Origin of the sequence: Pseudomonas sp. HT11 (assembly GCF_044875395.1) — a bacterium.
Lineage (GTDB): Bacteria > Pseudomonadota > Gammaproteobacteria > Pseudomonadales > Pseudomonadaceae > Aquipseudomonas.
Genome location: NZ_CP173217.1, coordinates 5,858,011 through 5,869,903, shown reverse-complemented (window position 1 = coordinate 5,869,903; position 11,893 = coordinate 5,858,011). Strand labels below are relative to the sequence as shown.

The 11,893-nt window shown below is 60.5% G+C and carries 11 protein-coding genes; 9 read left to right on the top strand and 2 right to left on the bottom strand.

Features of this window, described 5'->3' with window-relative positions:
- Positions 1-13: 13 nt before the first annotated feature.
- Positions 14-1,009, bottom strand: a complete 996-nt coding sequence (locus ABWL43_RS27125) for an ArsR/SmtB family transcription factor (RefSeq protein ID WP_404485596.1) — start codon at positions 1,007-1,009, stop codon at positions 14-16.
- Between the two features lie 257 nt (positions 1,010-1,266).
- Here ABWL43_RS27125 and tkt point away from each other — a divergent pair, with 257 nt between their 5' ends.
- The 6 genes from tkt (at position 1,267) to fba (ending at position 7,638) form a co-directional block, all read left to right on the top strand.
- Positions 1,267-3,264, top strand: a complete 1,998-nt coding sequence (gene tkt / locus ABWL43_RS27120) for a transketolase (RefSeq protein WP_124418633.1) — start codon at positions 1,267-1,269, stop codon at positions 3,262-3,264.
- A 137-nt stretch (positions 3,265-3,401) separates the two neighbouring features.
- On the top strand, positions 3,402-4,457 hold the full coding sequence (epd, locus tag ABWL43_RS27115; RefSeq protein ID WP_145157628.1) for an erythrose-4-phosphate dehydrogenase: 1,056 nt from the start codon (positions 3,402-3,404) through the stop codon (positions 4,455-4,457).
- A gap of 17 nt (positions 4,458-4,474) precedes the next feature.
- The gene (locus ABWL43_RS27110; RefSeq protein ID WP_106575625.1) at positions 4,475-5,638 is read left to right on the top strand and encodes a phosphoglycerate kinase; all 1,164 of its coding nucleotides are present in this window, start codon (positions 4,475-4,477) and stop codon (positions 5,636-5,638) included.
- Positions 5,639-5,667: 29 nt separating this feature from the next.
- On the top strand, positions 5,668-5,895 hold the full coding sequence (locus tag ABWL43_RS27105; protein ID WP_404485591.1) for a hypothetical protein: 228 nt from the start codon (positions 5,668-5,670) through the stop codon (positions 5,893-5,895).
- A gap of 62 nt (positions 5,896-5,957) precedes the next feature.
- Positions 5,958-6,290 (top strand): MliC family protein, encoded by a 333-nt coding sequence (locus ABWL43_RS27100; protein ID WP_119737525.1) that lies wholly within the window; start codon positions 5,958-5,960, stop codon positions 6,288-6,290.
- A gap of 283 nt (positions 6,291-6,573) precedes the next feature.
- Positions 6,574-7,638: a class II fructose-bisphosphate aldolase gene (gene fba, locus ABWL43_RS27095; RefSeq protein WP_003177554.1), complete on the top strand. Its 1,065-nt coding sequence runs from the start codon at positions 6,574-6,576 to the stop codon at positions 7,636-7,638.
- Between the two features lie 226 nt (positions 7,639-7,864).
- On the opposite strand, the gene ABWL43_RS27090 is transcribed toward fba, so the two are convergent.
- A complete protein-coding gene (locus ABWL43_RS27090) occupies positions 7,865-8,530 on the bottom strand; it encodes a polysaccharide lyase family 7 protein (protein WP_242200602.1) in 666 nt (221 codons plus the stop codon).
- 309 nt (positions 8,531-8,839) lie between these two features.
- Between ABWL43_RS27090 and ABWL43_RS27085 the strand changes: the two genes are divergently transcribed.
- Genes ABWL43_RS27085 through ABWL43_RS27075 form a run of 3 tightly spaced genes read left to right on the top strand, consistent with a single transcriptional unit; the run spans position 8,840 to position 11,804 of the window.
- Positions 8,840-10,945, top strand: a complete 2,106-nt coding sequence (locus ABWL43_RS27085) for a putative bifunctional diguanylate cyclase/phosphodiesterase (RefSeq protein ID WP_404485587.1) — start codon at positions 8,840-8,842, stop codon at positions 10,943-10,945.
- Between the two features lie 42 nt (positions 10,946-10,987).
- Positions 10,988-11,488 (top strand): M48 family metallopeptidase, encoded by a 501-nt coding sequence (locus ABWL43_RS27080; RefSeq protein ID WP_094949103.1) that lies wholly within the window; start codon positions 10,988-10,990, stop codon positions 11,486-11,488.
- 19 nt (positions 11,489-11,507) lie between these two features.
- Positions 11,508-11,804 (top strand): helix-turn-helix domain-containing protein, encoded by a 297-nt coding sequence (locus tag ABWL43_RS27075; RefSeq protein ID WP_106575620.1) that lies wholly within the window; start codon positions 11,508-11,510, stop codon positions 11,802-11,804.
- Positions 11,805-11,893: the final 89 nt, after the last annotated feature.

The window sequence follows — 11,893 nt, the reverse complement described above, 5'->3', positions numbered from 1 at the left end:
GTTTTCCTGATATTTACCGATGGTGAGTGTCGCCAGCCGGCCGCTGAAAATGGCGGACCTGAATCTGGAAACCATTACGTAAACCTACATAGAGGCTTTCCCCGGGAACGAGTCCCGCAGCGGTGGCCCAACGGGCCAGATCGTCCTGTTCAAAACCCAACCAGAGATCACCGCAGGCCTCCCTGGCCCAATTCTGGTTGTGGCTGCATAAATCTGTGACCAGCAGGCTACCGCCGGGTTGCAGCAAGTTTGCCATCTGCTTGAGGGCGTCGGCGGGGGCGGCGAAATGGTGCAGGACCATGTTCAACACCACGCAATCGGCCCGCAGGGTTGTGTCATTCAACGCGTCCGCCAGCTGCAGGCTGACATTGCCCAGCGCCTCGCGCTCGCACAACTGGCGCGCCAGTTCGAGCATCGCCGGGCTGTTGTCCAGCGCCGTCACCTGCTTGAAGCGGCGCGCCAGCTCCGGCAGGAAACCGCCATCGCCAGGGCCCACTTCCAGCGCCGTGGCCGAATGACTGAAGCCCAGTTTGTCCAACAGCGCCAGTACACTTTCGCGGTATTGCGGCAAGCCGGCGATCAGGTCCTGTTGGGCACGAAACTTCTCGGCGACCCGTGAGAAAAAATCCTGACTGGCGGCGGCGCGTTGCCCGTGAACTTGGCTGATGCGCGACTGCACGTCGCCGGGCAGGCACAAATTGTCCACCTCTTCCAGCAACGCGGCGTGCAGTTTGCCGCCGAGCAGCTCGGTGTGGGGCAGGGCGCGACGGTAAAAAATCGCATTACCTTCGCGGCGGGTGGCCACCAGGTCAGCCTGGGCCAGGACCTTCAGATGGTGGCTCATGCCGGACTGGCCAATGGCGAAGATTTGCGCCAGTTCCAGTACGCCGAAAGAATCGTTGGCCAGCGCGCGCAACACGTTCAGACGTAACGGATCACCAGCGGCCTTGCATAAGGCTGCCAGGTCGTCGCCGTCGTCAGGACGCAGGGAGGGCACAGGTAGGTTCATAAGGCCAGCAGTCTAGTGACGGGTGGATATCCCCGCAAGGCCAATATCAAAAAGTTTTGATATTGGTCGATAATCGGTAGTTATAAGCACCCGCTATAACCTTTAGACGAAGCAGTCAGGCTTTTCTGCAAGCGATTGGCGGGCAAAGCGCAGGAAAAACACCTCAAGTGACTATCTGTGATTGCCCGCAGGCGGTGGCTGAGGGAAAATGCCGATCCTTTTTTCCGTTTCTTTTAAGCAACCCCAGGAGATCAGCGATGCCCAGCCGTCGTGAGCGTGCCAACGCCATTCGTGCCCTCAGCATGGATGCCGTGCAAAAAGCCAACAGCGGCCATCCCGGTGCCCCGATGGGCATGGCGGATATCGCCGAGGTACTTTGGCGTGACTACCTGAAACACAACCCGAGCAACCCGTCGTTCGCCGACCGTGACCGCTTTGTGCTGTCCAACGGCCACGGCTCGATGCTGATCTATTCGCTGCTGCACCTGACCGGCTACGACGTCACCATCGATGACCTCAAGAGCTTCCGCCAGCTGCACAGCCGCACCCCGGGTCACCCGGAATTCGGCTACACCCCAGGCGTCGAGACCACCACCGGTCCCCTGGGCCAAGGCCTGGCCAATGCTGTTGGCTTCGCACTGGCTGAAAAAGTCCTGGGCGCGCAGTTCAACCGCCCTGGTCACAACATCGTCGACCACCACACCTATGTGTTCCTGGGTGATGGCTGCATGATGGAAGGCATTTCCCATGAAGTGGCGTCCCTGGCCGGTACCCTGGGCCTGGGCAAGCTGATTGCCTTCTACGATGACAACGGCATCTCCATCGACGGCGAAGTCGAAGGCTGGTTCACCGATGACACCCCGAAGCGTTTCGAAGCCTACAACTGGCAAGTGATCCGCAACGTCGACGGCCACGATCCGGAAGAGATCAAGACCGCCATCGACACCGCGCGCAAGAGCGAGCAGCCGACCCTCATCTGTTGCAAGACCACCATCGGTTTCGGCTCGCCGAACAAGCAAGGTAAAGAAGACTGCCACGGCGCCCCACTGGGTGACGCGGAAATCGCCCTGACCCGTGAAGCGCTGAAGTGGAACCACGGCCCGTTCGAAATCCCGGCTGACATCTATGCCGAGTGGAACGCCAAGGAAAAAGGCCTGGCGACCGAAGCCGAGTGGGACCAGCGTTTTGCGGCCTACTCCGCCGAATTCCCAGAGTTGGCCAACGAACTGGTGCGTCGCCTGGCCGGTGACCTGCCTGCCGACTTCTCGGAAAAAGCCTCGGCCTACATCGCCGAAGTGGCGGCCAAGGGCGAGACCATCGCCAGCCGTAAAGCCAGCCAGAACACCCTGAACGCCTTTGGCCCGTTGCTGCCGGAGATTCTCGGCGGTTCGGCTGACCTGGCCGGTTCCAACCTGACCCTGTGGAAAGGTTGCAAAGGTGTCTCGGCCGAAGACGCCAGCGGCAACTACATGTACTACGGCGTGCGCGAGTTCGGCATGAGCGCCATCATGAACGGCGTGTCCCTGCACGGCGGCCTGGTGCCTTACGGCGCGACCTTCCTGATGTTCATGGAATACGCGCGCAACGCCGTACGTATGGCCGCGCTGATGAAGAAGCGCGTGATCCATGTGTACACCCACGACTCCATCGGCCTGGGCGAAGACGGCCCGACGCACCAGCCGGTCGAGCAACTGACCAGCCTGCGTACCACGCCGAACCTGGATTGCTGGCGCCCAGCCGACGCGGTCGAATCCGCCGTGGCCTGGAAGCACGCCATCGAGCGTAAGGACGGCCCTTCGGCGCTGATCTTCTCGCGTCAGAACCTGCAGCACCAAGTGCGTACCGACGCGCAGATCGCTGCGATCAGCCGTGGTGGCTACGTGCTCAAGGACTGCGTTGGCGAGCCGGAACTGATCCTGATCTCCACCGGTTCCGAAGTCGGCCTAACCGTTCAGGCCTACGACAAGCTGACTGCCCAGGGCCGCAACGTGCGCGTTGTGTCCATGCCGTGCACCAGCCTGTTCGAAGCCCAGGACGCCGACTACAAGCAATCGGTTCTGCCGTTGCAGGTCAGCGCGCGTATCGCTATCGAAGCGGCTCACGCCGACTACTGGTACAAGTACGTGGGCCTGGAAGGCCGCGTGATCGGCATGACCACCTACGGTGAGTCGGCGCCGGCGCCAGCGTTGTTCGAAGAGTTCGGTTTCACCCTGGAAAACATCCTGGGTCAGGCTGAAGAACTGCTGGAAGACTAAGTCAGTCTGCGTTGTCTGTACTGGCGCTATCGCGGGCAAGCCCGCTCCCACATTCGATCTCGGTCTAAGGTGGGAGCGGGCTTGCCCGCGATGGCGTCAGAACATTCAACACCGAACTAACATTGATCGAGAACCCCATGCCCCAACCGCGTCCCTACAAAGTTGCACTCAACGGCTACGGCCGCATTGGTCGTTGCGTCTTGCGTGCTCTGTTTGAGCGAGGGGCGGCGGCAGGGTTTGAAATTGTTGCGATCAACGATTTGGCCGACATGGCCAGCATCGAATACCTGACACGCTTTGACTCCACCCACGGCCGGTTTCCCGGCGAAGTGCGCGTAGACGGCGACTGTCTGCATATCAATGGCGACTGCGTGAAAGTCCTGCGCAGTGCCACTCCCGAGGGCATCGACTGGGCGGCGCTGGGCGTCGACCTGGTGTTGGAATGCTCCGGTGCTTACCACACCCGTGCCGATGGCCAGCGTTTTCTCGACGCCGGCGCACCGCGTGTGCTGTTTTCCCAGCCGATGGCCAGCGAGGCGGATGTCGACGCCACCATCGTCTATGGCATCAACCAGGATTGCCTGACCGGCAACGAGCTGCTGGTGTCCAACGCCTCCTGCACCACCAACTGCAGCGTGCCGCTGTTGCGCCTGCTGGATCAGGCGATTGGCCTGGATTACGTGTCGATCACCACGATTCACTCGGCGATGAACGACCAGCCGGTCATCGACGCCTATCACCACGAAGACCTGCGCCGCACGCGTTCGGCCTTCCAGTCAGTGATTCCGGTGTCTACCGGCCTGGCGCGAGGTATCGAAAGATTGTTACCGGAACTTGCCGGGCGAATTCAAGCCAAAGCCGTACGGGTGCCGACGGTGAACGTGTCTTGCCTGGACATCACCATGCAGACTGTCAGCGACACTGACGCGACGGAGGTCAACCGGATTCTGCGCGACGCCGCCACCAGCGGCCCGCTCAAGGGTTTGCTGGCCTACACCGAGTTGCCGCATGCCAGTTGCGATTTCAACCATGACCCGCATTCGGCGATTGTCGATGCCAGCCAGACCCGCGTTTCCGGCCCCAGGCTGGTGAACATCCTGGCCTGGTTCGACAACGAATGGGGGTTTGCCAACCGAATGCTGGATGTTGCCGAACATTATCTGCACATCGCCTCCACACAACCTCAACAGTAATTCAGGAACTGCGACCCATGACCGTGTTGAAGATGACCGACCTCGATCTGCAAGGTAAGCGCGTACTGATTCGCGAAGACCTCAACGTCCCAGTCAAGGACGGTGTTGTCACCAGCGATGCGCGAATCCTGGCCTCGCTGCCGACCATCAAGCTGGCCCTGGAAAAAGGCGCGGCCGTGATGGTCTGCTCCCACCTGGGTCGTCCGACCGAAGGTGAGTTCTCCGCCGAAAACAGCCTCAAGCCGGTAGCCGACTACCTGAGCAAGGCCCTGGGCCGCGACGTGCCGCTGGTGGCTGACTACCTGGGCGGCGTTGACGTCAAGCCAGGCGATATCGTGCTGTTCGAAAACGTGCGCTTCAACAAAGGCGAGAAAAAGAACAGCGACGAACTGGCTCAGCAATACGCGGCCCTGTGCGACGTGTTCGTGATGGACGCCTTCGGCACCGCGCACCGTGCCGAGGGTTCGACCCACGGCGTGGCCAAGTTCGCCAAAGTCGCCGCCGCCGGCCCGCTGCTGGCCGCAGAACTGGATGCACTGGGCAAGGCCCTGGGTGCTCCGGCGCAGCCAATGGCGGCCATCGTGGCCGGTTCCAAAGTCTCCACCAAGCTCGACGTGCTCAACAGCCTGAGTCAGATCTGCAACCAGTTGATCGTCGGCGGCGGCATTGCCAACACCTTCCTGGCCGCCGCCGGCCACCCGGTGGGCAAGTCCCTGTACGAGCCGGACCTGCTCGACACCGCGCGTGCCATCGCGGCCAAAGTCAGCGTGCCGCTGCCGGTGGACGTGGTGGTTGCCAAGGAATTCGCTGAGAGCGCCGAAGCCACCGTCAAGCTCATCGCCGATGTGGCAGCCGACGACATGATCCTGGACATCGGCCCGCAAACCGCGGCCAACTTCGCTGAACTGCTGAAGTCGTCCAAGACCATTTTGTGGAACGGTCCGGTTGGCGTGTTCGAGTTCGACCAGTTCGGCAACGGCACCAAAGTACTGGCCCACGCCATTGCTGAAAGCTCGGCTTTCTCCATTGCCGGGGGTGGCGACACCCTGGCGGCCATCGATAAATATGGCGTTGCTGACCAGATCTCCTACATTTCTACCGGTGGCGGCGCGTTCCTCGAATTCGTCGAAGGCAAAGTGCTGCCGGCCGTTGAAGTGCTGGAAACTCGAGCCAAAGGCTAAGGCTCGTGATCCGGAAAAGGAGTATTCCCATGATCAAGTTGTTGGCACTGGTGATCGCAGCGGGCCTGTTGGCCGGCTGCGGCAGCACGCCAAGCGCGAAGCCTGCCGCTGCAGAGCCTGCGCCTACGCAGAAAAAAAGCTGCTACCAGGCTGACTGGCAAGCCGAAACCATGCCGGTGATCAACAAGCGCATCGGCAACGAGCGGCTGGAGCAATACGACGCCGCGCCCAACGGTCAGGAACAGGGTTGCCCTTGACGGGTCTGATCAACTAACCGACAGCTTTGGCGGCCTTTTGGGTCGCCGTTCGAGGATTGGCAATGAAAGGCGTTTTCGCCCTGGCAGCCCTGGCCTTGTTGGCCGGCTGCAGCAGCATGAACATGTTCAACAAGGCAGAGCCGGCCGACAAGTGGACCACCTGGACGTGCGACAGCAAGGCCGAGGTCAACTGGCGCTTTGCCAACCAGGCACGTTCCGAGGTGGATGTACGCCTCGGCGGTTCGGACCAGGTTTATCGTCTTAAGCAGGACGTTGCTGCCTCGGGCGTGCTGTACAGCAACGACCAGTTGGCGTTTCACCAAAAAGGTGAGGAAGGCCTGATCTACTGGGTCGCCACCGATGATTTGATTGGGCGAGGCTGCAAGGCCCAGTAACACAGAACGCGATCTCTCATGTGATGAGATCCAAATGTGGGAGCGGGCTTGCTCGCGAAAGCGGTGGGTCAGGTAAGCATCAGGTAGCTGATACACCGCCTTCGCGAGCAAGCCCGCTCCCACAGTAGATCCGGTTCCAAAGTGACATGGATTTTGAATCGGACACTGCAATAACGATTCAGCAGGCCAAGCCTTAACCCCTTGATCTGCAATAACTTGAATAGCAGCCGCCGCTACGGCAGGCTTGCACGATTAACGACCCACGATCGGGAGAGACAACACAATGGCACTTATCAGCATGCGTCAAATGCTGGACCACGCAGCCGAGTTCGGCTACGGCGTCCCAGCCTTTAACGTCAACAACCTTGAGCAGATGCGCGCCATCATGGAAGCCGCTGACAAGACCGACTCCCCAGTGATCGTTCAGGCTTCGGCCGGTGCCCGCAAATACGCCGGTGCCCCCTTCCTGCGTCACCTGATCCTGGCCGCCATCGAAGAATTCCCGCACATCCCGGTGTGCATGCACCAGGACCACGGCACCAGCCCTGACGTGTGCCAGCGCTCCATCCAACTGGGCTTCAGCTCGGTGATGATGGACGGCTCCCTCGGCGAAGATGGCAAGACCCCAACCGACTACGAGTACAACGTACGCGTGACCCAACAAACCGTGGCCATGGCTCACGCCTGCGGCGTTTCGGTTGAAGGCGAGTTGGGCTGCCTGGGTTCGTTGGAAACCGGCATGGCCGGCGAAGAAGACGGCATCGGCGCCGAAGGCGTGCTGGATCACAGCCAGATGCTGACCGACCCGGAAGAAGCCGCTGACTTCGTGAAAAAGACCCAAGTTGACGCCCTGGCCATCGCCATCGGCACCAGCCACGGCGCTTACAAGTTCACCAAGCCGCCTACCGGCGACGTGCTGGCCATCGACCGCATCAAGGAAATCCACAAACGCATCCCGAACACCCACCTGGTGATGCACGGTTCTTCCTCGGTGCCGCAAGAGTGGCTGGCGATCATCAACCAGTACGGTGGCGACATCAAAGAAACCTACGGCGTGCCGGTTGAAGAAATCGTCGAAGGCATCAAGTACGGCGTGCGCAAGGTCAACATCGACACCGACCTGCGCCTGGCGTCCACCGGCGCAATGCGTCGCCTGATGGCCACCAACCCGAGCGAATTTGACCCACGTAAATTCTTCGGTGCCACCGTGACCGCGATGCGCGACGTGTGTATCGCTCGTTACGAAGCGTTCGGTACGGCCGGTAATGCTTCGAAGATCAAGCCGATCTCCCTCGAAGCGATGTACCAGCGTTACCTGAAAGGTGAGTTGAACGCCAAGGTGAACTGAACCTCACGCGTTTAAACAAAAGCCCGCAGCGATGCGGGCTTTTTTGTGGCCAGGATTTGACCCTTGTGCGTTGCGCCGGGCTTGCTGCGCCATGTCAGTGGCTGAATGGGTTGGCTGACAGTCCGCCATCGCGGGCAAGCCCGGCTCCCACAGGGATCAGCGGCGGGTTTAAACGCGAATTATCCTTGGAGTCGTAGTGCCAGGCCTGCTTGAAATCAGGCGGCGCTCATTCGTGATCAATATCCAGCTTCGCAAACGTCACCCGTGCGCCTTCCTTGCTGTTGCCACTGTTGTCCTGCACATACGCGCCGGCCTTGAAATACAGCGGTTTAGCGCCCCACGCGGCACCAATGCGCTCATTCCACTGGCCGTCAGCGGCCTCGACGGTCAACAGCCCGGCTTTATTGAGGTTGATCACGTAGGTGAAACTCTTCTCCAGCGGCACATTGGAGGCCACGATAATCACGCGGCCGTCATCCTCGTCCGGGCGCATGCGCACTTTGGCGACAATATTGCCGGTCTGGGTCTTTTCCTTGAATTGATATTCGAGCTTGATCAGGGGTTTCTGGCTGTCATAGGCGTGGATCTGACCGATGACCACCTTGCCGCTGGAGGGCACCTGGTTGACGGCCAGGGTGGCGCGCAGAAAGTTGTCGGCGTCGGGGTAGGTCCAGTTGCGCAGACGCCCGTCGGCGTAGGTTTCGCGCAATTCGCTGCGCGGGTAGACGGCGTTTTCTGTGCGCGTGCCGGTCACGGGTGTCCAGAATTGCACGTCGCTGCCTTCGGCCTGGAAATATTGGTCCTTGAAGCCGCTAAGCAGTTTCGGGGTGTCGATGGTCGTGGGCGGCGAGCCGACCGGAATGCTCAGGTTCCAGGTGGAAAGGTCGATCATGGTGTTGGCCTTTTTACAGAGGTGAGGCTTTGGCCCGGGGGCCATTCAGGTTCTTTATAGGCGGTGATCGTCCGGTTGTTAAACAATTGCTGGCAATTTATTGGCGTCAGAGGAATGCCAAAAAGCCATGTTTCCCATGGGGCGCGGGCTGTAGCGCTTGACCGTTAGTCGGCTTCCTGAGCTTTGGCGCAATGATGGCACCCGGGTCACTTCTGCTTTTTTAGAACCGGGGCTAGAGTGAGGCCTCAGTGTTTGTCCGGTTTTTATATCAGAAGTGACCGGTACAGCCCTTCAAGGAAGAGACGTAGCATGGATTGCGCTCCACACCCCGGCGACGGCAGTTCGGTTCTTCTGGTGGTTGATGACTACCCGGAAAACCTTATCAGCATGCGTGCGCTTTTGCAGCGTGAAGATTGGCACGTGATGACCGCCGCTTCCGGGCTGGAAGCGTTGGAGTTACTGCTCGCACACGAAGTCGACCTGGTCTTGCTGGATGTGCGCATGCCCGGCATGGATGGCTTTGAGGTTGCGCGCCTGATGCGTGGCAGCCAACGCACGCGCATGACGCCGATTATCTTCCTGACCGCCCATGCCCAGTCGCCTGCCTCCGTATTGGAAGGCTATGCCAGCGGCGCCATTGATTACCTGTTCAAACCCTTCGACCCACACATTCTCAAGCCCAAGGTGCAGGCGTTGCTGGAACACCAGCGCAACCGCCGTGCCTTGCAGCGCCTGAGCCATGACCTGGAATCCGCGCGCGCCTTTAACGCCTCGGTGCTCGACAACGCCGCCGAGGGCATCCTGGTGGTGGGCGAGGGCAGTGTGATCGAGTACGCCAACCCGGCCATTTCTCGGCTGCTGAATGCGACGATGGCCGAGTTGCAGGGCGAAAGCTTTTTGAGCTTTCTGCAAAAGCCCCATGTGCCGGCCTGGCTGGGGTTTGCGATGTACGAGGCGTATCGCAAGGGTGAGACATGGCGCCAGCACGACGCCATTTTACGCACCAGTCGCGGCCAGCAGGTGCCGGTGGCATTGTCCTGCGCGCCGTTGCCCGCCGAGCAGAAGGCCATGGTCGTGACGGTGCTGGACATGTCCGAGGTGCGCCATCTGCACCAGCAACTGGAGTTCCAGGCGGTGACCGACCCGTTGACCGGCCTGCTGAACCGACGCGGCTTTCACCAGGCAGTGGAAAACACGTTGCTGCGCAGCGAGCGAAACGAGCAGTCGCTGGTGCTGCTCTACCTGGACCTCGACGGCTTCAAGCGGGTCAACGATTCGTTGGGCCACGACGCCGGAGATCGGGTGCTGCGTTGGGTCTCTGAACAAATGCAGGCGTGTCTGCGTTCCTACGACATTCTTGGGCGCATGGGCGGGGATGAGTTCACCGCATTGGTGGAGCTGGAATTCCCGGAACAGGCGGCGAAGATTTCGGAAAAACTGATCGAGCGCGTGTCGGTGTGTCAGCAGGTCGACGGTTTGGATGTGATGCTCGGCGTCAGCATTGGCATTGCGACTTTCCCGGACTGCGGCTCTGACCTCAATGGCCTGCTGCGCGCGGCCGACATCGCCATGTACGAAGCCAAGCGTGCGGGGCGTCAGCAATATCGCTATTACGATCAGGAAATGAACGGCCGCGCCCGCTCGCGTCTGATGCTTGAAGACAGCGTGCGTACCGCGATTCAAAACAAGGATTTCACCTTGGTGTACCAGCCCCAGGTCTCGCTGGAGGACGGGCGCTTGCGTGGCGTCGAAGCGCTGTTGCGCTGGCAGCACCCGAGCGTCGGCGATGTGCCGCCGGGCTTGTTTTTACCGTTGCTCGAAGAGGCGCGGCTGATCAGCCAGTTGAGCGCCTGGATCTACCAGCAGGTCGCCGCCCAACGTCAGGCCTGGCAAACCAGCTTCGATGAAGAACTGGTGCTGAGCGTGAGCCTGAGCAGCAGTCAGTTCAACATGCCCAACCTGGCCGGCCAGCTGCAGCAGGTACTCGAGCGACATGGGTTGCAGGCGCGGCAGCTGGAGGTGGAAATCAGTGAAGACAGCCTGATGAGCAACCTTGATGAAACCAACAAGCAGCTCAGGTTGCTGCGGCGGATCGGCGTGCGTATCGCTCTGGATGACTTTGGCTTGGGCCAGTGTTCCCTGGCCCATCTGCGTGACCTGGAGTTCGACACGTTGAAGCTTGACCCGCAATTGGTGGCGCGTCTGCCGGGTTCGGTGCGGGACGCCGCGATGGCCCGCAGCATCATCCAGTTGTGCGGGCATTTTGATGTGTTGGTGATCGCCGAAGGCGTGGAAACACTCGAGCAGGCGCAGTGGCTGAAGGCCAATGGTTGCTCGTTCGTCCAAGGAGCATGGGCGGCTCAGCCCCTGATTGCTGAGGAAGTGGCCGATTGGTCTCACCCCCGTCTGCTTTGAATTCGCTACACTGGCGCCCATTCGAACCCTGTTGCAGACCCCATGACCGCGCTGAAATACCTCCAGGCTTACCCCGCAGCGCTCCAGGAGCAAGTGCGCCAGATGATCGCCAAGGATCAGTTGGGCGCCTACCTGGAGCAACGCTACCCCGAGCGCCATGCGGTGCAAAGTGACAAGGCGTTGTACAGCTATGCCCTGGCCTTGAAGCAGGAACACCTGCGTAACGCGCCGGCCATCGACAAAGTGCTGTTCGACAACCGCCTGGACCTGACCCACCGCGCCTTGGGCCTGCACACCACGATTTCACGGGTGCAGGGCGGCAATCTCAAATCCAAGAAAGAGATTCGCATCGCGGCGTTGTTCAAAGAGGCGGCGCCGGAATTTCTGCGCATGATCGTGGTGCACGAGCTGGCACACTTTAAGGAATCGGACCACAACAAGGCGTTCTACAAACTCTGCGAATACATGATGCCCGGCTACCATCAGGTGGAATTCGACCTGCGGGTGTACCTCACGTATCGCGACTTGCAGGGCAAGCCCTAACCTCACCAGGCGACCAAGCATGGACGTGAGCAAGACCAAAAGCAGTTTCTACCGCCGCCTGTACGTGGCGTACCTGATCGACAGCGGGCTGGCCAGCAGCGTCCCGGCGTTGACCGACGCCACCGGCATGCCGCGGCGCACGGCGCAGGACACGATTGCGGCATTGGCCGACCTGGATATCCTGTGTGAGTTCGAGCAGGAAGACGGCGCGCGCAATCATGCCGGGCGCTATCGGATTCGTAGCTGGGGGGCGATTGACCGCAAGTGGATCGAGGCGAATCTGGGGGCGATCAAGCAGGTGTTGGGTTATCCCTGACACCTGCTGGTGGTTGGTCTGGCCTCATCGTGGGCAAGCCAGCTCCCACCTGTTGAGTTGTGAACGCTGCCAAAGGTGGGAGCTGGCTT

What these genes read in the sequence shown, in the direction of transcription:
- ABWL43_RS27125 (WP_404485596.1), bottom strand. Translation starts at nt 1,009, where the DNA reads ATGAACCTACCTGTGCCCTCCCTGCGTCCTGACGACGGCGACGACCTG.
- tkt (WP_124418633.1), top strand. Translation starts at nt 1,267, where the DNA reads ATGCCCAGCCGTCGTGAGCGTGCCAACGCCATTCGTGCCCTCAGCATG.
- epd (WP_145157628.1), top strand. Translation starts at nt 3,402, where the DNA reads ATGCCCCAACCGCGTCCCTACAAAGTTGCACTCAACGGCTACGGCCGC.
- ABWL43_RS27110 (WP_106575625.1), top strand. Translation starts at nt 4,475, where the DNA reads ATGACCGTGTTGAAGATGACCGACCTCGATCTGCAAGGTAAGCGCGTA.
- ABWL43_RS27105 (WP_404485591.1), top strand. Translation starts at nt 5,668, where the DNA reads ATGATCAAGTTGTTGGCACTGGTGATCGCAGCGGGCCTGTTGGCCGGC.
- ABWL43_RS27100 (WP_119737525.1), top strand. Translation starts at nt 5,958, where the DNA reads ATGAAAGGCGTTTTCGCCCTGGCAGCCCTGGCCTTGTTGGCCGGCTGC.
- fba (WP_003177554.1), top strand. Translation starts at nt 6,574, where the DNA reads ATGGCACTTATCAGCATGCGTCAAATGCTGGACCACGCAGCCGAGTTC.
- ABWL43_RS27090 (WP_242200602.1), bottom strand. Translation starts at nt 8,530, where the DNA reads ATGATCGACCTTTCCACCTGGAACCTGAGCATTCCGGTCGGCTCGCCG.
- ABWL43_RS27085 (WP_404485587.1), top strand. Translation starts at nt 8,840, where the DNA reads ATGGATTGCGCTCCACACCCCGGCGACGGCAGTTCGGTTCTTCTGGTG.
- ABWL43_RS27080 (WP_094949103.1), top strand. Translation starts at nt 10,988, where the DNA reads ATGACCGCGCTGAAATACCTCCAGGCTTACCCCGCAGCGCTCCAGGAG.
- ABWL43_RS27075 (WP_106575620.1), top strand. Translation starts at nt 11,508, where the DNA reads ATGGACGTGAGCAAGACCAAAAGCAGTTTCTACCGCCGCCTGTACGTG.